At 70.5% G+C, this 20800-nt stretch carries 17 protein-coding genes; 11 read left to right on the forward strand and 6 right to left on the reverse strand.

The genetic code is table 11. The annotated features are described in order from the left end of the window. Window positions 1-362 precede the first annotated feature (362 nt). Together AB0F72_RS39745 and AB0F72_RS39750 are read left to right on the forward strand one after the other, a co-directional pair. Window positions 363-3242 (forward strand): AAA domain-containing protein, encoded by a 2880-nt coding sequence (locus tag AB0F72_RS39745; RefSeq protein ID WP_360443594.1) that lies wholly within the window; start codon window positions 363-365, stop codon window positions 3240-3242. 11 nt (window positions 3243-3253) lie between these two features. After that, entirely contained in the window at window positions 3254-3790 is a 537-nt protein-coding gene (locus AB0F72_RS39750; protein WP_360443597.1) for a DUF6817 domain-containing protein, read from the forward strand. Between the two features lie 220 nt (window positions 3791-4010). Here the strand turns inward: AB0F72_RS39750 and AB0F72_RS39755 are convergent, their stop codons facing one another. Together AB0F72_RS39755 and AB0F72_RS39760 are read right to left on the reverse strand one after the other, a co-directional pair. Continuing rightward, a complete protein-coding gene (locus AB0F72_RS39755) occupies window positions 4011-5603 on the reverse strand; it encodes an FGGY-family carbohydrate kinase (protein WP_360443600.1) in 1593 nt (530 codons plus the stop codon). Further along, window positions 5604-7820: an aminotransferase class III-fold pyridoxal phosphate-dependent enzyme gene (locus AB0F72_RS39760; RefSeq protein ID WP_360443603.1), complete on the reverse strand. Its 2217-nt coding sequence runs from the start codon at window positions 7818-7820 to the stop codon at window positions 5604-5606. It abuts the gene before it with no gap. Between the two features lie 124 nt (window positions 7821-7944). Here AB0F72_RS39760 and AB0F72_RS39765 point away from each other — a divergent pair, with 124 nt between their 5' ends. The 7 genes from AB0F72_RS39765 to AB0F72_RS39795 all read left to right on the forward strand — a co-directional run bounded on the left by AB0F72_RS39765 (window position 7945) and on the right by AB0F72_RS39795 (window position 15032). Further along, a complete protein-coding gene (locus tag AB0F72_RS39765) occupies window positions 7945-9099 on the forward strand; it encodes a helix-turn-helix domain-containing protein (protein ID WP_360443606.1) in 1155 nt (384 codons plus the stop codon). Between the two features lie 37 nt (window positions 9100-9136). After that, window positions 9137-10249 carry an NAD(P)/FAD-dependent oxidoreductase gene (locus AB0F72_RS39770; protein WP_360443609.1) on the forward strand — a complete coding sequence of 371 codons (1113 nt, stop codon included), beginning with the start codon at window positions 9137-9139 and terminating at the stop codon, window positions 10247-10249. Window positions 10250-10410: 161 nt separating this feature from the next. Further along, window positions 10411-12213, forward strand: coding sequence for a diguanylate cyclase (locus AB0F72_RS39775; RefSeq protein WP_360443612.1), 1803 nt, complete (start codon window positions 10411-10413; stop codon window positions 12211-12213). Window positions 12214-12280: 67 nt separating this feature from the next. Beyond that, entirely contained in the window at window positions 12281-13486 is a 1206-nt protein-coding gene (locus AB0F72_RS39780) for a cytochrome P450 (RefSeq protein WP_360443615.1), read from the forward strand. Further along, window positions 13483-14253, forward strand: a complete 771-nt coding sequence (locus tag AB0F72_RS39785) for an SDR family oxidoreductase (RefSeq protein ID WP_360443618.1) — start codon at window positions 13483-13485, stop codon at window positions 14251-14253. Before AB0F72_RS39780 ends, AB0F72_RS39785 begins: the two co-directional genes overlap by 4 nt. Next, window positions 14246-14473, forward strand: coding sequence for a ferredoxin (locus AB0F72_RS39790; RefSeq protein WP_360443621.1), 228 nt, complete (start codon window positions 14246-14248; stop codon window positions 14471-14473). Before AB0F72_RS39785 ends, AB0F72_RS39790 begins: the two co-directional genes overlap by 8 nt. A 193-nt stretch (window positions 14474-14666) precedes the next feature. Next, window positions 14667-15032 (forward strand): DUF2203 domain-containing protein, encoded by a 366-nt coding sequence (locus tag AB0F72_RS39795; RefSeq protein WP_360443624.1) that lies wholly within the window; start codon window positions 14667-14669, stop codon window positions 15030-15032. A gap of 196 nt (window positions 15033-15228) precedes the next feature. Here the strand turns inward: AB0F72_RS39795 and AB0F72_RS39800 are convergent, their stop codons facing one another. The 4 genes from AB0F72_RS39800 to idi all read right to left on the reverse strand — a co-directional run bounded on the left by AB0F72_RS39800 (window position 15229) and on the right by idi (window position 17918). After that, window positions 15229-15366, reverse strand: coding sequence for a hypothetical protein (locus AB0F72_RS39800; protein ID WP_360443627.1), 138 nt, complete (start codon window positions 15364-15366; stop codon window positions 15229-15231). Window positions 15367-15699: 333 nt separating this feature from the next. Beyond that, complete coding sequence (locus AB0F72_RS39805; protein WP_360443630.1) at window positions 15700-16077, reverse strand: YccF domain-containing protein; 378 nt, start codon at window positions 16075-16077, stop codon at window positions 15700-15702. 81 nt (window positions 16078-16158) lie between these two features. Continuing rightward, window positions 16159-17007, reverse strand: a complete 849-nt coding sequence (locus tag AB0F72_RS39810) for a family 43 glycosylhydrolase (protein ID WP_360443633.1) — start codon at window positions 17005-17007, stop codon at window positions 16159-16161. 332 nt (window positions 17008-17339) lie between these two features. Then, window positions 17340-17918: an isopentenyl-diphosphate Delta-isomerase gene (gene idi, locus AB0F72_RS39815; RefSeq protein WP_360443636.1), complete on the reverse strand. Its 579-nt coding sequence runs from the start codon at window positions 17916-17918 to the stop codon at window positions 17340-17342. A gap of 408 nt (window positions 17919-18326) precedes the next feature. On the opposite strand from idi, the gene AB0F72_RS39820 reads away from it, so the two are divergent. Both AB0F72_RS39820 and AB0F72_RS39825 read left to right on the forward strand, forming a co-directional pair. Continuing rightward, complete coding sequence (locus AB0F72_RS39820; RefSeq protein ID WP_360443639.1) at window positions 18327-19406, forward strand: tryptophan dimethylallyltransferase family protein; 1080 nt, start codon at window positions 18327-18329, stop codon at window positions 19404-19406. Further along, window positions 19396-20775 (forward strand): tryptophanase, encoded by a 1380-nt coding sequence (locus tag AB0F72_RS39825; RefSeq protein WP_360443642.1) that lies wholly within the window; start codon window positions 19396-19398, stop codon window positions 20773-20775. The genes AB0F72_RS39820 and AB0F72_RS39825 overlap by 11 nt, the downstream gene beginning before the upstream one ends. Window positions 20776-20800 lie beyond the last annotated feature (25 nt).

Below are 20800 nucleotides of genomic sequence, written 5' to 3' on the forward strand. Positions count from 1 at the left end.
GCTTCGACGACATGCTGATGTGCTCTCCTCAAGACCGTCCAGGAAGAGTATCCCCTGGTAGACGGGCTGTCTCACATCAGCGTGACAGGGAGGGGAGAGCTACGGCTCGCAGGGCCGCCGGACAGGTGGGCGCACGCACGCCCCACGCGACCAGACCCGGAGCGGCGGACGCACGCGATTGCCGACCATGTGCGTCCACCGCCCGCGGGGCGGCTACCAGCGCACACGATGGCGATCTGCGTGCGCTCACCGCCCGCCAGCGCCGCGCCGGTGGCGGATAGCGCTCCGAACTGCCCGGCTCGGCCGGGGCGATCTTCGCCGGCTGAAGGAAGGCGTGAACCGGGGCGGTAACCTCGGGCGCCATGCGACCGTCCACCGTCCTCTCCGTTCTCGCCGAGCTGGCGCCCGCGGCCGCGGCCGCCGAGCGGACGCTGGACGTCACCCGGGGGTCGCAGGCGCTCGTCTGGCTCGGCAACGCGGAGAAGGCACCCCGCCAGGCCGCCGTCGATCGGCTCGCCGCGCTCGACGCGCTGCACCGGGAGGAGCGGATCCTGCACCGGGGATGGGGCTTCCTCGCCGGCTCACATCTGATCGACGGCAAGACCAGGAAGGTCCGGGTTCCGCTGCTCAGCCAGCCGGTCCGGCTCGAGCGCGCTCTCGGCGGCTATCGGATCGCCCAGGCCGGCGACCTCGAGATCACGCCGCTGATCGAGGACCGGGATCTGGCCGCCGCCATGGAAGCCGCCCCGGGTCTCGCCGCGCCCGGCTGGCTGGACGCGATCGGCAGCCGTGCCTGGCTCCGCGCGGCGGCTGAGGCGACAGGTCTGCCGTTCGAGACGGTGACCGATTCTGGTAACCGGCTGCCGAAGGACCGGCTGGTCCTCGTGGCGGCCGCCGCGCTCTACGTGGCGCGGGACGTGTTCGGCGTCGGGCTCAGTGACAGTCTGCGCAGCTGGGCGGGGCGCGAGCTGACCGGAACGGCGCTCGCCGCCATGTACGGCGAGGCCCGCCCGGCGGACACCGGCCACGACGACGAACCGGTGCTGTCACCGCTCCCGCTCAGCGACGAACAGGCCCGCGTGGTCGCCCGCGCCCGCACCGCGCCGATCACCGTGGTCTCCGGTCCGCCCGGCAGCGGCAAGAGCCACACTGTCGTCGCGGCCGCGCTGGAGGTCGTTCACCGGGGTGGATCCGTGCTGGTCGCGACGCAGTCCCCGCACGCCGCAGAGGTGCTGGCCGGGCTGTTGAGCCGCTATCCGGGGCCGGCGCCGGTGCTGTTCGGCGACGCGGCCGGCCGTGCCGATCTCGAGGCGGAGCTGACGGCGGGCGCGGACCAGGGTGCGAGCGCTGAGCGGTTACGTGCCGGCCAGGCGCGGCTCGAGGCCGCGATTGCGGGGGTACGGTCCCAGCGCACCGCCCTGACCGAAGCTCTCTCCCTGGAACGCCGCGCCACCGAGCTGACCGATTATGAGCCGCTGCTCCCGGAGTTGGCCGCCGATGTGCCGGGCGCCTTCCGCGATGACGTCGACCCCGTGCTCGTGGCGGACCTGCTGGCCGGCGAGAGCACCGGTGGATGGTGGTCGCGGCGCCGAGCCCGCGCCGCCCGCCGACGGGCACTGCGGATGCTCGGGCTTTCTCGCGATGCCCTGGACGACGGGACGCGAGGAGACGTACCCGGAAAGGGTCCGCGAAAAGGCGTACCCGGGGAAAGGGTGACCGAAGCGCTCGCCGCAGCCGCCGCGCAGCGTGCCACGGCTCGTCTCGCCGCGACCGGCGGCACCCGGCTGGAGTCGCACTGGGCCGCCCTGCACGCCGCGGAGGACGCGCTGCGGGAGGCGGCCGGTGACGCGATGCGGGACGCGGCCCGGAGCGCGAAACGGTGGGATCGGGATGCCCGGCGGGCCGCGGGCGCGCTGGCCGGAGCGTTGCGGGCCGGCCGGAACCGCCGCCGTGAGCTGCTCGCCCAGCTGGACGCTCCACCGCTGGTCCGCGCGCTGCCGCTGTGGATCGGAACGGTCGCCGACGTCGAGGACCTGCTGCCGCCGGAGCCCGGGCTCTTCGACCTCGTGGTGATCGACGAGGCGTCGCACGTGGATCAGATCCGTGCCGCTCCGGTGCTGGCCCGGGCCCGGCGGGCGCTCGTGGTGGGTGATCCCCGGCAGTTGCGGTTCGTGTCGTTCGTCAGTGACGTGGACGTCGCCGAGGTGCTGTCCCGGCACGGCGCTGACGAGCGGCTCGACGTGCGGCGGGTCAGCGCCTACGACCTGGCCGCCGGGGAGGCGCCGGTGACCTGGCTGTCCTCGCACTACCGTAGCGTGCCGCACCTGATCGGGTTCTCGGCGCGCCGGTTCTACGCGGACCGGGTGTCGGTGATGACGCGCAATCCGGCCGCCGACGCGGCGGACGCCATCGAGGTGGTCCGGGCCGGCGACGAGATCGCGGCGGCGCTGCGTGCCGTGGGTGAGCTCGCCGACGCCGGGTACCGCGGGATCGGAGTGATCAGCCCTTTCCGGGCGCAGGCCGAGGCGCTGGAGTCGGCGCTGCTCGCGGCGTTCCCGGCGGAGAAGATCGAGGATCTGCGGGTACGGGTGGGCACCGTCCACGCGTTCCAGGGCAGCGAAGCGGACGCGGTCGTGGTGTCGCTCGGCCTCGCTGATTCCGACGGGGTGGGCCGCCGGCGGTTCGTCACGGACCCGCAGCTGTTCAACGTGATGATCACGCGTGCGCGGCGCAGGATGGTGGTGGTGAGCGGGTTGAGCGCGGCGGACGGTCTGCTGGGGGATTACCTGGAGTGGGCTGCCGGGCCGCCCTCGTCGCGGTTGCCGTTGCCGTCCCCGTCGCCGTCCCCGTCCCCGTCCCCGTTGCCGTCGCCGTCGCCGTCGCTGTCGCCGTCGCCGGAGGTGGCCGCGGAGGGCTGGGCGGGTTCGCTCGCCGCCGAGCTGGAGCGGATCGGAGTGCCGGTGCGCGCCGGATACGCCGTCGGGCCCTGGTCCATCGATCTCGTCGCCGGCTCGCCGGAACGGTTCGCCGGCGTGATCTGCTCCGTCCACTCCGAGCATCTGGCCCGCCAGGTCGCGCTGCACCGGGCCGGCTGGCAGCTGATCGACGCGTTCCCGTCCCGGTGGGGCGGAGACCCGAAGCGGGCCGCGCTGGAGATCGCCGCAACGGTGTGCCCGAACCCGACACTCACTGTGACGAATCGCTCACCGACCGGGGTGACGAATCGACAACCCTCCACCTAGTGTGATGGGACATGAGCGATGACGTCGATGTGCGGGCATGGCTGCAGGAGCGCGGAACCAACACGGTCCGGCACCCGGGTGGGACGCTCTACCAGCACCTGTGCCGGGTCTCCGAGCACCTGTCCGCAATCGGTCACAGCCCGGAGGTGCAGGCCGCCGGCCTGACCCACGCGGCGTACGGCACGGACGGCTTCGATCTGGCCCTGCTCTTCTGGCAGCAGCGCGACGAGCTGCGGGGGCTGGTCGGGGACGAGGCCGAGGAACTGGTCTACCTGTACGGCTCGTGCGACCGGGACCGGACCTGGCTGAGCCTTCCGAGGGCCGGTGAGGTCACCGACCGTTTCACCGGCACGGTCCGGACGCTGGAGGCCGACCGGCTCACCGAGTTCGTCGACCTCAGCCTGGTGAACGAGCTGGACGTGCTCCACCAGAACCCCGGCATCCTGGAGCGCAAGCGGGCGTATTTCACCGCCCTGTTCACGGCGTGGGAACCGGTGGCGTCCGAGCCGCTGGTCAAGGAGATCCACCAGGTGCTCAATCGCGTCTGACCGGGCGTCGAGGAGCGGCAGCACCCCGGCGAGCCGTAGTGCAGGCATGTGATCAAGTGTGGATGACCGTGCTGGGCTACGGCTCACGGCTCCCGGCCGTAGTGCAGGCATGTGATCAAGCGTGGATGACCGTGCTGGCTCGCGGCTCGCGGCTCGCGGCTCACGGCTCGCGGTTCCCGGCCGTAGGCCAGCCAGGTAACGGGCAGGGCGGCAACCTCCGTCAGGCGGGCCTCTGGTTGAGGCGTTTGTAGACCGGGGCCAGCTGCTTGTGCAGGCGCTGGTAGATCTCGAAAATCTCGTCATACCGGCGACGATCAGACCCCGGCTGAAAAACGTCATTATTCGACGACAAATCCGAAATGTCGGAGAAGTCGATCAGCCCCGTGCCGACCGCGCCGATCCAGCCCGCCCCCCGAGCGTTCACCATCACCGGCTGCGGATCCCGCCGGATCTCCATGCCGAGGACGTCCGCGAAGATCTGGCACCACGACGACGACCGAGCCGCCCCGCCCGTGATGACCAGCGAACTCATCGGCGCCCCGAGGAACCGGTTGACCGCCCCTGTCATCCAGCGCGTGTTCAGGGCCACCCCCTCGAACACGGCCCGCAGCAGATCCGACCGGGTCGTCTCCAGCGAGATGTTCAGGAACCCGGCCCGCAGATGCGGATCGTCGACAGGCGCCCGCTCCCCGTAGAGCCACGGCATGTACAACACACCGCCGGCCCCGGCCGGCACCGACGGGATTATCTTGTCGAACGCGTCGAAGATCGTGCCCTCGTCGCGGCTGACGTGTCCGGCGCTGACGATCGGGTCGTCGAACTCGACGATCTTGTCGCGCAGCCAGGTGAGGTTCGCGCCGGCCGTGGCCTGCAGCGCGGTCATCAGATAGCGGTCCGGGACGGCGCACGGAATCGACGCTATTCCGGCGACCACGTCGGTCTTCTTGCGCTTCACGTGGGCCGCGATCCACGACGACGTCCCCAGGTAGAGGTGCGGCTCGTCGTCACGGACCGTTCCGGCGCCCACGGCCGCCGCCGTGTTGTCGATGGCGCCCGCGACGACCCGCACCGAGGCCGGCAGCCCGAGGTGATCGGCAGCGCCGGGGGCGAGCGTGCCGATCACCTCGGTGCACTTCACGATCGGCGGGAACTTCTCACTGTCGATCCCGCTCGCGGCGACCAGCGACGGCGCGTACCGGATGTCGTCGGCTTTCCGGTTGTCGGTGACCCACGAGGTGAGGATCGAATCGACTGTCGCGACAGTGCGGCCGGTGAGCTTGAGGTTGATCCAGTCGAGAACGTTCAGGAACGACGCGGTCCTCGCATAGACGTCCGGCATCTCGTCCCGGATGAACAGCATGTGCGCCGCGGGGTCCTTGCCGGTCACGGACGGCATGCCGCCGGTCAGGCGGAGCCAGCGCAGAATCGAGAGAACCGACATCCCCTGGTACGACGGAAACCCGCCGAACTGGCGACGCAGATGCGCCGCCCCGCGCATGTCGAGCCAGGTCACGCACTGGGTCAGCGGCTGCCCGCCGGCGTCGACCGCGATCGTGCCCTCACCCTGCGTGGACGAGCAGATGGTGGTGACCGCGCGCAGGTGTTCCGGGTGGTCCCGGCCCAGGTCGGTGACCACCTCGGCGAGCGCGTCCCACCAGGCGAGCGGGTCCTGTTCGGCGCCGCCGCCGGGCAGCACCCGCAGCGGCACCGGGCGTTCGGCCCATCCGGTGACCGTCCCGTCCGCGGCGACCAGGGCGGCCTTCATCCCCGAGGTTCCGAGGTCGATCGCGAGCACTTGCGGCGGTAATGCCACTTACACCCCCTCGACCAGAGCGAACACCTGGTCGAAACGCGCCAGCGCGTCGTCGATGACCTCGTCGGTGTCGGCCATCGAGGTGTACATCCGGGACCCGGCGAGCGTGATGATGCCGTGGGCGGCGTACGCGGCGCCCATCTGCTCCATCAGCGTCTTGCGGCCCTTGTTCTCCTTGAGCAGCTTCACCGGGTTGCGCATGTCGAGCAGCATCACGCCGCTGCATTCGAGGTGCACGATCGAGCCCTGGTTGTACGCGACGTACGGCAGACCGTACTTGTCGATGAGCCGCTGCAGTCCGCGGGTGAGCCGGTCACCGGCGCGCCCGGCGATCACCGGAGCGTTGGTGCGGGCCATCTCCTGGATCGCGAAGTACCCGGCCGCGCAGGAGAGCGGGTTCGCCGACAGCGTGCCGCCGACCTGGATGTGCGCGCCGCTCTTGCCGTCCAGCCCGGAGCCGAACACGCTCATCACGTCGGCCCGGCCGCCGACCCCGCCGGCCATCGGGTACCCGCCGGAGACCGCCTTACCGAAAACGGTCAGGTCCGGGGTCACTCCGAAGTATCCGGCGGCGCCGCCGAGACCGGTCCGGAAACCCGTGACGACCTCGTCGAAGATGAGCAGCGCGCCGAACTCGTCGCAGAGCTTGCGGACGGCCGCGTTGTAGTCGTGCGGCACCGGGCGGGTGCCGGACTCCGGTCCGAGCGGTTCGACGATCACGGCGGCGGTGCCGCCGCGGGCCCGGTTCTCGATCAGCTTGCGCTTGAGCGTGCCGAGATCATGCGGGAAGGTCTCCCGGGTACGGCCGGTGGCGCCCCACGGGATGCCCTTGGCGTTCATCCGGAACGTGCCGGGCACCCGCAGCCCGTAGACCACGGTGTCCGACCAGCCGTGGTAGGCGCCGCCGACCTTGATCACCATCTTCTTGCCGGTGTGCGCGCGGGCGGCCCGTACCGCGGCCATCACGGCTTCGGTGCCGGAGCCCAGCGAGCGGTACATCTCGATGTGCGGCATGTACTTGTTGATGATCTCGGCGAGCTTGAGCTCGTACTCGTGGAAGAGACCGGTCACCGGGCCGCTCTCCTTGACCACCGCGGCGACCTGCTCGTTGACCGGGCCGTAGTTGCTGCCCAGGATGGTCGGGCCGCCGGCCTGGAGGAAGTCGATGTAGACGTTGCCGTCGCGGTCGACCAGGTGGGCGCCCTCGGCCTTGTCGATCGCGAGCGGGAACGGGTAATTGAACGCCAGGTTGTGCTGCACGCCGCCGGGGATCCGCTTCTTGGCCCGTTCGGTGATCTCCTTGCTGGCCGTGCACTTGGTCTCGAAGTAGTTCAGCACGTCGAGCAGCGCGTCGTGGCGCAGCCCGCGCAGCGGCTGGGCGACCAGGGCCTTGAGCCGGCGCATGGTGTCCTCGACGTCGAGGTACTCGGAGATCGAGTATCCGAGATCTTCCGGTTCGCCGGAGACCTCGACGATCTCGGAAACGCTCGGGAGAACCTCATCGGACGGCACCCGAACCGGCTCCACCGCGTCGACGATCTGCGCCGCGATCCGCTTCTCGTCCTTCTTCAGCTTCCCGAAGGCGATCTCGCGGATCGTCGCCGGGATCGTGTAGACCTTCCCGGCCTCCGACGTCAGCGCCATCAGATAGGCGATCGACACCTTCTCCAGCAGCGCCATGTTGAACACCGCGCGGTCCGGGTCGGTGCCGAGCGCGACCACGCCGTGGTTGGCGATGATGAACGCGTTGTCGCCGCTCACCACCTTCTTCTGCACGTTCTTCGCGAGGAAGCCGGTGCCCGAGGGCGCGTAGTCGATGATCGCCACCTCACGGCCGAGGAAGCGCACCTGCTCGTCGGTGAGCGCCGGGATCGGCTTGCGCAGGAACGCGAGCGCCGACGCGTACGGCTGGTGGGTGTGGACGATCGCGTTGACGTCCGGCCGGGAGCGGTAGATGTTGGCGTGCATCCCGCACTCGATCGACGGCACCAGGCCACCCGCGCCATCGGCGTCCGGCACGTGCTTGCCGGTGAAGTCGACGATGCAGATGTCCTCGTCGCGCATCTTGTCGTAGTCGTAGTTGCTCGGCGTGACCGCGTAGAGGTCATGACCCGGGACGCGGACCGAGACGTTGCCCTCGGTCGCCTTGAGGTATCCGCGTTCGAGCATCGTCCGGCACATGTCGACCACGTGGCGGCGGGACAACTGGTGTTTCACGGGCGCCGTCCGATCCTGATGGGGTGTGACAGGCACCATGGTGCTCGCGACGACAGCACAGTTCACCGTCCCCGAGCCAGCAAGATGAGGCCGTTCCTTTGTCACGAGGTGACAAAATCCACCGATGGAAACGCCTTGGCAACGTCTGCCGGCCGATCTGCCGCCGGCGATGCGCTCCCGGCTGCCCGCGACGGTGGAGGCGATCGCCACGGGGGCGGCCACCGCGTTCACCGGTGAGGGCGGCGCGAAGTTCGAGCGGGACGTGCGTACCGCGGTGCAGGTCGCGCTGGACCGGTTCCTCGACCTGGCCGGCACCGCCGAGCCGGCGTTGTCACCGCGGATCCGCGAGGTGTTCGTGGCGCTCGGCGCCGCCGAGGCGCGGGAGGACCGGGGGCCGGAGGTGCTGCTCGGCGCGCTGCGCACCGCCGCCCGGCTGATGCTGCGGACCGCGTCCGAGTCCCTCGCGGCGCTGCGGCCGGTCACCGTCGAGGAGCTGATCGACCTGGCCGACGCGGCCAGCGCCTATGTCGACGAGCTCGCCGCGGCCTGCACCGACGGCCTGGCCCGGCAGCTGCGCGAGCAGGCCGGGGAGGGTGACCGGCGGCGCCGCCAGGTGGCCGACCTGCTGCTGCGCGGCGGCGCGTCACCCGACCTGGTGCGCGAGGCGGCCGCCGGGATCGGCTGGCCGAGCCTGGACCTGGTGGTGCCCGTCCTGCTGCCGTCGGACCAGGCCCGCGACGCCCGGTTCCGGTTCGCCGCCGAGGGCGTGGTCGCCGAGCGCGGCCGGGACGCGGTGCTGCTGCTGCGGGCCGGTCCGCGCGCCGAGCGGGCCGCGCTGACCGAGGCGCTGCGCGGGCGGGAGGCGGTGGTCGGCCCGGCGCTCGGCTGGGCCGAGACGCCGGAGGCGGTGCGACTCGCCGAGCGGACCGCCGAACTGGTGAAAGCCGGCGGTGAGCCGGTCTTCGCCGAGGACCACTTCGCGGCACTGGCGCTGCGGGGCGAGACCGGCGCTCTCGCGGTGCTCTCCGCGCGCCGCCTCGCGCCGCTGACCGCCCTGCGGGCCGGCCAGCGCGAGCAGCTTCTGGTCACTCTGGAGAGTTGGTTACGGCATTGGGGATCGCGTACGGCCGTGGCCGCTGAGCTCTTCGTCCATCCGCAGACCGTGAGCTACCGCCTGAACCGGCTGCGCGACCTGCTCGGCGCCGACCTCGACGACCCGGCCGCGCGGTTCGAACTGCTGTTGGTTCTTGCCTATCGGGCCCGTCCGGCCACGATCTGACAGAACCTCGCGGGAGTATTCGCCTAGAATCTACAAAATGGACAATTCCGTTCTTGTCGTCGGCGGTGGCATCGCCGGGCTCGCTCTGGCCCGTGCGCTGCGCGAGCGCGACGTTCCCGTGGAGATCGCCGAACGCGGCGGCTCCGAGACCGGTGGGCTCGCCATCAACCTGCCGGGCAACGCGATCACCGCGCTGACCGCCCTCGGCGTCGGCGAAGGGCTGCGGAAACTCGGCCGGCCCACCCAGCGGCGCGAGTACCGGTCGGCCCGCGACCGGGTGCTCTTCGCCGTCGACGAAGACGACTTCTGGGGGCCCGAGGCGCGGCCACGATGCGTACGAAGGAAGGACCTTCTGGCCCTGCTCGCGGACGGCCTTGACGTTCCGCGGCGCTCGCCCGGCGCGGTCGAGAGCGTGCGCCGGGCGCCCGCCGGCGCCGAGGCGATCTTCTCCGATGACACCAGCCAGCGGTACGGGTTCATCGCGGGCGCCGACGGCGTCCGGTCGGCGGTCCGCACCAGCCTGTTCGGCGCCGCGAGCACTCGGCAGTCCCTGCTCAGCGCCGCCAGCTGGCGATTCATGGCGCCCAACCCGGGCGTCGACTGCTGGACCGTCTGGTCCGGCGACGGCGGCGCGTTCCTGCTCCTCCCGGTCGACGAGCACGAGGTGTACGGCTACGCGTCGGGCGTTCGCGGCGGCCCGATCGGCACCGACCCGTCCTGGCTGCGCGAGACGTTCGGCGACTTCCCCGATCCGGTTCGCGCGGTGCTCGCCAGCATCGAGAAGGACCCGGGCACGCTCTACCACTCGCCGATCGAGGAGGTGCGCGCCGCGTCCTGGGCGTCCGGCCGCTGCGCGCTGATCGGGGACGCCGCACACGCCACCGCGCCGGTCTGGGCGCAGGGCGCGGCGCTCGCCGTCGAGGACGCGCTGGTCCTGTCCGGTCTGCTGGCCGGCGGGGACTGGGACACCGTGGGCGCGCGGTACGAGGCGAAGCGCCGTGACCGGGTCACCCACGTGCAGACCGCCACCGACCGTTTCTCCCGCGCCGCCGGCCTGCCCACCTGGCTGCGCAACCCCCTGATGCCGGTGATCGGCCCGCGGGTCTACAAGGAGGCGTACGGATCGCTGCGCACCCTTGACCTGAAATGATCAGCTGCTCGCCCCGGACGATCCGGCCGGCCGGATCGTCCGGGGCGGGAACACGTCGGTATCACCCTCGGGCGCGTCCCCGAGCTGACGAGCGGCAGGTGATATGACGGTTCAGTTCAGTTTCGCCCGATAATTACCGACAAGCGTTGGGGGCGAGGAGGATGGCCTTGGGCGCTGGTGGGCACCGGGACGGCGAGGGCACGCGGTGGATGCGGGGAGCCTTCGCCACGTTCTACGTGGTGCTCGCGATCACCAACTACCTGATGCTCGACGGGTACGCCCGGATCGCCACCACGGTGCTCGCCACCCTGACCGCCGCGCTGCTCGCCGTCGCCGCGATCCCGCTGACCCCGCGCTGGGGGCGGCGGAGCTGGGCCGATCACCTCGGCTACGTGCCGGTGCTCGGCGGGGTGGCGCAGGTGGCGATCAGCCAGCAGAGCCACTACACGACCACACTGATGATCACCCTGGTCGGCGTCGCGGTCGCGGTGCGGCGCCGGCGGACGTTCCTGGCCGCGACGGTCCTCGGCTGCGCGGGCTGGGTGGCCGCGGTGTTCTGGGAGCCGGCGCTGCGCGGGGACGACCTCGGGTACTGGGCGGTGCAGCTCTTCATCGCCGCGCTGGTCGCCGCGATCCTGCACGAGGCGCTGCGCCGCCGGGAACGCGAGCTGCGGATCGCCCGCGACGAGATCTCGGCGGTCGCCGACCGGTTCGGCAGCCTCTTCCACGCGTCGCCCTCCGGCGTCGCCATCGCCGACGAGCGGAACGTGATCGTCGCCGCCAACCAGGCGTTCTGTGATCTCGTCGGGCGCACCGAGCAGGAGCTGATCGGCTCCAGCAGCGTGCCGTTCACCGGAAGTGCGTCACCGCTGCCCGAGCGGCGGTTCGAGCGCCCCGACGGCACGATCCGCTGGGTCTGGTCCAGCGTCGGCCGCAGCTCCAGCTGGGTGCTGATCCAGCTGCAGGACGTCACCGACCGGCACCTGGCCGAGGCCGCGGTCCGTGACTCCGACCGGCTGCTCGCCGCGGTCTCGGCGGCCGCCCGGCGGATCCGCACCGGCGAGGACGCCCGCAGCACGATCATCGGAGCGATCCGCGAGCTGGCCGAGGCGGACAGCGTCAGCCTGATGGAACCGGCCCGCTCCCGCGAACTCGTGGTCACCGGCGCTCTCGGCGCCCAGGTGCTCGGCACCCGGATCCCGCTCGACGGCAGCTCGATGACGGCCCGCGTCTACACCGGCGGCGAGCCGGTCTTCCTCGCCGACGCGAACCAGGACCCGCGCGTCTCGCCGGCCCTGCTCGCGCTCGTCGACGGCAGGTCGATGATGTGGCAGCCGGTGATCGCCGACGGCGCCGTGCTGGCCGTGCTCGTGGTCGGCTGGACCCGTCGCGTCGACTCGGTCAGTGACCATCGCGCCCGGGCCGTCGCGATGCTCGCCGACGAGACCGCCCTCGCCCTGGAGCACGAGCGGCTGCTGCGCCGCCTCGAGCAGATGGCCTTCACCGACACGCTGACCGGCCTGCCCAACCGGCGTGCCTGGCAGGAACGGCTCGCGACGCTGTTCACCCGGGGCCGCCCGCTGGTCGTGGCGATCGTGGACCTGGACCGGTTCAAGCGCTACAACGACACCCACGGCCATCTGGCCGGCGACGAGCTGCTGCAACAGGCCGCGATGGCGTTCGCCGCCGAGCTGAGCGGCGACGAGATGATCGCTCGCTGGGGCGGCGAGGAGTTCGTGATCGCGCTGCCGTCCTGTTCCGGCTCGTCCGCCTTCGAGCTTCTGGAACGCGTCCGGCTGGCGACGCCCGGCGCGGAGACGTGCAGCATCGGGTACGCGGTCTGGGACGGCGAGGAGTCGGCGGAGTCGCTGCTGGAACGCGCCGACGAGGCGCTGTACGCCGCCAAGAACAACGGCCGGGACCTGGTGCACGCCGCGCCCGAGCCGGCCGCGCTGCGCTCCTGACGCCCCTGGACGCCGCCGCCGGACCGTCATACATTGACGTGAGTCGCTGTATGGGGGAGGGCAATTCATGGACGCCGACCTGCCGGAGTACCCGTTTCCCCAGCCCACCGCGCTGGAACCACCGCCGGAGTGGGAGCGGCTGCGGGACGGTTGCCCGGTTGCCGAGATCCATCTGGCGAGCGGCGACCAGGCATTGCTGCTCACCCGGTACGCGGACGTCCGGCAGGTGCTCAGCGACCCCCGGTTCTCCCGGCAGCTCGACGCCGACGGCGCGGCCCGGGTCACCGCACAGGAGTCCGGCGGGGTCTTCGGCTCCGAGCAGACGAGCATCTCGTCGGCCGGCGCGGCGCATCAGCGGTGGCGGCGGCTGGTCGGCCGCTACTTCACCGCGAAACGGATGGCCGCTATGCAGCCGCGGATCGCCGCGATGGCGAACGAGCTGATCGACGACATGCTCACCCGGCGGGAAGCCGACCTGGTCAGCGCGTACGCGTTCCCCATACCGGTCTGGGTGATCTGTGACCTGCTCGGTGTGCCGGACGCCGACCGCGACAGGTTCGCCTCCTGGTCGGACACCATGCTCAGCCTGACCCGGTACACGCAGAAAGAGATCGACGAAGCCCAGCTGGAGTTCGGCGAGTACCTCTGGGCGCACATCGAGGCCAAACGGGCGAACCCCGGCGAGGACCTGATCAGCGACCTGGTCGGGATGGACGACGACGAGCTGTCCCCGATCGAGCTGATCGGCACCGCGCAGGGCCTGTTGATCGCCGGGCACGAGACCACCGCCAACATGATCGGCAAGATGGTCGCGATGCTGCTGGCCGACCGGTCCCGCTGGGAGCGGCTGCTCGACGGGTACCGCAGCGAGCCGGACCTGGTGCGTACGGCGGTGGAGGAGGTGCTCCGCTTCGACGCGAACCCGGGCTTCGGGATGCCCCGGTACATCACCGAGGACGTCGAGGTGAGCGGCGTGAAACTGGCCGCGGGCAGCACCGTGATCAGCAGCATGGCGGCGGCGAACCGGGACGAGACGGCGTTCGGCGCGGCCGCCGAGATGGACCTGACCCGGTCGCCCAACCCGCACCTGGCGTTCGGGGCCGGGCCGCACTCGTGCATCGGGCAGGCGCTGGCCCGTACCGAATTGCAGATCGCGCTGACCGCCCTGCTGGACCGGATCCCGGGGTTGCGCCTGGCCGGTCCGGCCGAGGACCTGCCGCGCCGTGAGGGCCTGATCGTGGGCGGCCTGGAGAAGGTCATGGTGACCTGGTGAACGGCCTGGCCAACAAGAGCGTCGTGGTCTGCGGCGGCGCCACCGGCATCGGCGCCGCGACGGCCGTCCGGCTGGCCGCCGAAGGTGCCCTGGTCACGATCGGCGACCTCAACCTGGACGGCGCACGGGAGACCGCCGAAAAGATCACGGCAGCGGGCGGCGCCGCCGTCGCGGTCGCGTTCGACCTGGCCGGGGAGGCCTCCATCGAGGCTCTGATCACCCGGGCGGTGACCGAGTACGGCACGATCCACGGCCTGTTCAACGTTGGCGCCGACCTCTCGCCGGAAACCGTGGGACGGGACGCCGACCTGCTGGAGATGGACCCGGCGATCTGGCGTCGCACGTTCGAGGTGGACCTGCTCGGCTACGCGCTGACCTGCCGGGCCGCGATCCCGGTGATGCTGCGTGGCGGCGGCGGCGCGATCGTCAACACGTCGTCGCTGGCGGCCTGCGTGGGTGAGGCCACCCGGCCCGCTTACGCCGCGGTCAAGGCCGGGATCAACGCGCTGACCCGGCACGTCGCCTCGCGGTGGGGGCGGGACGGGATCCGCTGCAACGGCGTCGCGCCGGGCATGGTGATGAGCGAGACGGCGCTGGCCACGATGAGCGAGGACTTCACGGCGGCCGGGCTGGCCGCCACCCGCAGCAACCGGCTCGGCCGGCCCGCGGACCTGGCGGGCACCGTCGCGTTCCTGCTCTCCGACGACGCCGAGTGGATCAACGGCCAGGTGTGGACGGTGGACGGCGGAGCGACGTTCCATGACTGACCCCGGGGCCATGACCGAGTTGCGCGTCGCCGTGGACCGGGAGCTGTGCTGCGGCTCGGGGCAGTGTGTGCTGCTCGCGCCGGCGATCTTCGACCAGGACGAGGACGACGGGATCGTGCTCCTGTTGGAGGCGGAGCCCGCTGAGGCGTACCGGAAGGTGGTGACCGAAGCGGCGGCGGTCTGCCCGACCGGGGCCATCGCGATATCCCACCGGCTATAACGTCATGTGATGGCCACTCCGTGATCTACCGCGTTGTAGCAGGTGGTCGATAGCGTCCCGTCTCACCGGAACGGCGATCGTCGAGTCCGTTTCTGATCGGCCGTGGCCACCGTCGCGCCGGACCCCTGCGCACCGGCCGGCCACGGCGCACCCACCGTGGCCGCTCGCGTGGTGTTTGGCAGACTCTGGGGGCATGGGGTTGTTCACGCTTCCGGAGGCCCGTGACGAGCTGGAACGGCTGCGGCCGGTGCTCGACGAGATCGTGACCGTCCGCGCCGACCTGGTCGAGCTCACCGCCGCGCTCACGCCGGGCGGCGAGCCCACCGATCTGGGCGGCCTGCCGGAGCGCAAAGCCGCCGAGGCCCGGCTGAACGAACTGATGACCGAGGTGCAGGAGACCGGCGCTGAGCTCAAGGGCGTCGCGCCGCTGCTCGTCGACTTCCCGGCCGAGTTCGACGGGGTGCCGGTGCTGCTCTGCTGGCTGGAGGGGGACCCGGACATCGCCTGGTACCACCGGGCGGACCTCGGATTCGCCGGTCGCCGCCGCCTGCCCACCTGACGCGCCGCCTGCCCACCTGACGCGCCGCCGCGCCGCCGCAGCACCAGCGCGGCACCACCCCTGCGGCGCCGCCGCAGCCCCACCCCTGCGGACCACTGCGGTGCCATCGCCGCCACGCCGCGGCACCACCGCGGCCGCGGGCTCCGCCGGCCGCGCAGCGCTGTGGCGGCCCACTGAGCGGGCCGCCACGGGCGTGTCACTTCTTCTTGGACTTCTTGTCCTTTTTCTTCTTGTCCTTCTTCGACTTCTTGGCCATGCCTGCCTCCCTCGTCACCGGGGGACGTGACACCAATTGCGTCACGTCCCGGTCACCCGCTGTCAACCCTAGAGGCATCTTCTGTTACCTGTCACGTCCTGCGATGTGAACTGACTGTCAGTAATGCCATCTGCAGCAGACGCTGCTGACCTGCTATCACGCGCGTATATCGCGGAAGCGCGTGTCCCGGATCATCCGCATCGGAGGGTCACGCCGGCGCCAGGGCCGATGCCCCTCAGCTCGGACCGGCCCGCCGGGTGCACGACGGGTGCCCGGGTGTCCGGGCCGTCCGGGGTCTGGCCTCTGTCGATCGTGGAGCGCTGCTGCTTTGCGGCATTCTGTGGGGCCTCTGGCGTCCGCCGCTTTCCGCACAGCCTCGGCTTTACCCCGGATGGCGAGGCGGAGTCTCTCTCACGGGACGTCGACGATGTCGCGGCCGAGGGGCCAGAGGGCGGCCGGGACCAGCTTGAAGTTCGCGATGCCGAACGGGATGCCGATGATCGTCACGCACTGGGCGACGCCGGCCACGATGTGGGCCAGGGCGATCCACCAGCCGAACAGGATGAGCCACACGATGTTCGCGAGACCGGACGCGATGCCGGCGCCGGGGTCGTCGACGATCGTCCGGCCGAACGGCCACGCCGAGTAGATCGCCAGGCGCAGCGCGGCGACGCCGAACGGGATCGTGATGATCAGAATGAAGGAGATCAGGGCGGCCAGGAGGTAGGCCAGTGCGAGCGCCCAACCGAAGAAGATGAACCAGAGCACGTTGAGGATCAAGCGAATCACCACTCCAGCGTGACGCACCCGCGCCACCCCGGCGGCCCGCCGGTCGCAGCTGGTGACGCCGCGGCCGGCGGATCCGGCGCCTCAGCGGACCGTCGCGGTGCCGTGGCGGCAGCCGGAGCAGCCGACGGCGCTCAGGCCGGTCCACGTGTTCAAGTCGGAGCTGGTCGCGGTCCACACGCCGCCGTTGGTGTACTTGTCGACGTAGATCCGCCAGCGGCCGTCGTCCAGCCGGACCAGCGACGGGCCCTCGAAGCCTGCGGCCCAGAGCGTGCCGCGGTTGATCCAGCCCTCGTAGAGGTTGGCCGTGGTGGTCCAGTGCTCGATGTACTTGGTGGTCTCGTTCTTGGTGAACGCGTGCCAGGTGCTGCCGGACTTCACCACGAACGTGTCGATGTGGTTGGTGCCCAGGCCCCACATCTGCGACGGGCCGCTCCAACTGGTCAGGGCGGCGTTCTGGGCGGTGTAGACGTACGGGCGGAAGCACCACGCGCAGGCGGTGGACGCCACGCTCGTGATGATCCGGACGACGCCGTTCTCGACGTAGAACTCCGGCGCCCAGGTGTAGTTCGCGTTCGCGATGCCGGCCGGGACGCTGGCGACGTTGGACCAGGACGTGAGGTTGGTGCTCGTCGCGATGTTGAAGTAGGTGGAGTTGGTGGTCCAGGACCGCACCGTGTACGCGATGTAGTAGCGCCCGTTGTGCTTGAGGATGCTCGGGTCGCGCAGCACACCGGTCGGCCCGCGGAAGTTGGTGTCCGCCAGGACGCTGTACGAGGTTCCGCCGTTCGTGGACTGGTAGATCCAGAGTTCCTGGTCGGCGGCGCCGTCACCCTTGAATGTCGAGTAGATCAGGGTGGTGGCCGCCGAGGCGGGCTGCGGGGCGAGGAGAGCGCCGAGAATCAGCGCGAGGACGGCCGTCAGAAGTCTCATGGTGAGCCTCCGGGGAGCGAGCGTTAACAGCTCAGAGGACGGTTGGCTGGCCCGCGGCGTGGACGGCGACGAGGGCAGCGAACGCGGCAAGCGCCGCTATGGAGAGCAGACGTACGAGTTTCCGGGGCATCGGGGGGATCCCTTCGATCTCGTGTTTCGTCAATGTTAACGATCACACGGCGGCTGTCAATGTCTCCCGTCCGGCGGGCAGCACAACCTCCCCGCGTGTTGAGTTCGGGTGCGCTCCGGACCTCAAGTCCACACGCAGCGGTGGTCCGGTTCGGGCGTGTTGAGTTCGGGTGCGCTCCGCACCTCAAGTCCACACGCGGGATCTATCCTGCGGCTGCCGGGGGCATCAGGGCCGGGTCGCCGGCCGGCCAGAGCTCGGGCGTCTCACCGAGAGCGTCCAGCTCCGCGATCTGCAGCCGGCACCAGGGGGAGTAGACCTCGCCGCCTGCCTCGCCCTGTGCTTCCGCACGGAACGAGTCCCACGACATCCAGCGGGCCGCCTCGACCTCGTCCGGGTTGGGCGCCGGCTCGGCGGCGACCGTGGCGTAGAAGACCGGGCACATCTCGTTCTCCACGACGCCGTGCAGCTCGGCCCGGTAGCGGAACGCCGGCAGCACGAGCCGGACGTCGTCCAGGGTGAGCCCGAGCTCGAACGAGGCGCGGCGGCGCACGGCGTCGGCGATCGGCTCGCCCTGTGCCGGGTGACCGCAGACGCTGTTGGTCCAGATGCCCGGCCAGGTCTTCTTGCTCAATGCCCGCTGGGAAACCAGGAAACGGCCGGCGGAATCGAAAATGTAACAGGAGAACGCTAGGTGAAGTGGCGTTGAATCGGTGTGGACCGTGCCTTTGTCGGCGAGGCCGATGGCTGTACCGGATTCGTCGAGCAGAATGACATGTTCCACGGGTGTACCTGTTCTTGCGGGGGAAAAGAACGCACGGCAAGAGCAGATTACCTATCCCGGCGAAGATCCGCCAGACACGGAGAGTAGTCCTCGGGCACTGTGGAGCGTGACCGGTTCTGTCACGTTGCGCCCCAACGTATTCGGTACCTCCGGTCTTCCGTGGAAGATCATCTATCGAGTACCCTCCGTGCATCATGAGTGGTCCTCACCTTTTTCGGCGAGGCTCGAAGGGGCGAGGTAAATGCGCGTTAAGCATCGCGGACGGTCACTACTGTCCACTGTGATCTATGTCGCACTCGACTAAACGGCATGATCCAAATAACGATTGGTGGCGGTAAAAACAGGGATGGTCGGCCGTGAGGGCCGGACGGCCATGGCGGCGGCGGCTGCCGGACAACAGGGGTCGCGATGCAGGACTTGACTGTTTTAGATCATCTCGGCGGTCAGCTGCGCCGACTCTGCGACGTCGTCGGGATGGACCCCGCGACACCGATCCAGTTGCTTTCCGAGTTGCTCGGCCAGCACGGTTCCCGTTCGTTGAACGCGCCGCCGGCCTGGCCCTCGGACGTCTCCGACGACCACACGCCGATCGAGTTCTCGATTGCTTACAACGAGAGTGAGCCGCCCGCCCTGCGCATTCTCGCGGAAGCGTTCGGCTCGACTCCCGGTGTGCCCGCGAACGCCCTCGCCACCTACGAATTCCTGCGCGCCCAGTCCGCCCGGTACGGCCTGTCGACCAGCCGCCTCGAAGCGGTCCGCGATCTGTTCGCCACCGAGCACCCGCAGGGCGATTTCGTCCTCTGGCTGTCCCTGGTGTTCCGCAACGGCCGGCCGCCCGAGTTCAAGGTCTACTTCAACCCGGAGCTGACCGGGCCGGAGCGTTCGCCCGACGTCGTGGAGCAGGCGCTCGACCGGCTCGGCCTCGGTCCCGCGTACCAGAAGATGGTGAGCCAAGCCATCCGCCCGGGTGAGCTGGCCCGCAAGGATCGCCTGACGTTCTTCGCTCTGGATCTTCACGATGGGCCGCAGGCCCGGGTGAAGCTCTACCTCTCGCACCACGACGCGCGGGCGGAGGACGTGGCCCGCGCCGCCTCGGTCGTCGACGGCGTGGACCCGGCGCAGGTCGCCGAGTTCTGCGAGCTGGCCGGACGCGCCGAGCGGTTCACCGGCCGGCCGCTGGTCGGCAGTTACACGATCACGCAGGGCGCCGACCGGCCCAACGGATACAGCGTCTACGTGCCGATCCGCAGCTACGTCGCTGACGACCAGGAGGCCCGCGAGCGGGTGCTGCCGCTGCTCGAGCGGTACCGGTTCGACCCGGCCATGCTCGACAAGGCCATCGCCGCGGTGACGTCCCGGCCGCTGGAGAGCGGTGTCGGTCTGATCGCGCACGTCTCGTTGCGGCTCGGCCCGCCGCGGCCGGGCATGACGGTCTATCTGTCGTCCGAGGCCTATCAGGTATTCGAAGGAGTCTCCCTTGTCCGCTGACCAGATCCCGCTGCCACCGCCTTACCGGATCAAGGTGGTCGAGCCGATCGCGTTCCTGTCGCCGTCACAGCGCCGGGACGCCATCGAGGCGGCCGGGTACAACCCGTTCAACCTGCGGTCCGACCAGATCACCGTGGACCTGCTCTCCGACTCCGGCACCGGGGCCACGTCGTCCGCGCAGGAGGCGGCGGCCGCGCAGGGCGACGAGTCGTACGCCGGCGCCCGGTCCTGGTTCCGCTTCCGCGAGGAGGCCGCCGACCTGACCGGGTACCCCTACCTGCTCCCGGTGCACCAGGGCCGCGCCGGTGAGCGGGTGCTCTTCTCCAGCATGCTCAAGCCGGGACAGATCTGCGTCAGCAACACGCACTTCGACACCACCCACGCGAACGTGGAGATCGTCGGCGCGAAGCCTGTCGATCTTCCCGTCGCCGAGGCGTTCGACCTCGACAGCGCCGAGCCGTTCAAGGGCAACATCGACCTGGTCGCGCTGGAGGAGACGCTCGCCGGACCCGCCGACGTCGGCCTGGTCCTCATGACGATCACCAACAACGGGCTCGGCGCACAGCCGGTGTCGATGGCCAACCTGGAGGCGGTGCGGGCGCTCTGCCAGCGGTACCGGGTGCCGTTCTTCCTGGACGCGGCCCGGTTCGCGGAGAACGCGTGGCTCGTCCAGCAGCGGGAGCCCGGCTATCAGGGCTGGTCGCCGCGGCAGATCGCGACCCGGGCGTTCCAGTTGGCCGACGGCTGCCTGATCAGCCTCAAGAAGGACGGCCTCACCGGGATCGGCGGGCTGATCGGCCTGCGGGACGACGCGCTCTTCGCCCAGTGCGAGGCCAATCTGATCGCCACTGAGGGCTTCTCCACGTACGGTGGCCTCTCCGGTCGTGATCTCGAGCGTCTCGCGGTGGGGCTGCGTGAGGTGGTCGACCCGCTCTACCTGGCGTCCCGGGCGGCGCAGACCGCCCGCTTCGCCCGCATGATCAACGACGCCGGGGTGTCGATCGTGGAGCCGGCCGGCATTCACGCGCTGTATCTGAACGCGGGGCGCCTGCTGCCGCACCTCAGCCCGTCGGAGTTTCCGGGGCACTCGCTCGGGTGCCAGATGTATCTGGACGGCGGAATCCGGTCGGCTGAGCTGGGGTCGTTGTATCTGGGCGAGCTCGACGAGTCGTACCGGGTGGTGAAGCCGGCGCCGTTCGAGCTGGTGCGGCTGGCTATTCCGCGTCGGGTCTACACGTCGGAGCATTTCGAGTACGTGGCGGCGGTGCTGGGTGCGATCGCCAAGGACCCGGAGCGGATCCGGGGGTATCGGATCACGTCGGCGCCGGCGTTGTTGCGGCATTTCAAGGTGCGCCTGGCACCACTCTGAGCCGGCCGGCGCGCTTCTCGGCGGC

Source organism: Actinoplanes sp. NPDC023936, from assembly GCF_040639325.1.
In the GTDB taxonomy this organism is placed as follows: domain Bacteria; phylum Actinomycetota; class Actinomycetes; order Mycobacteriales; family Micromonosporaceae; genus Actinoplanes.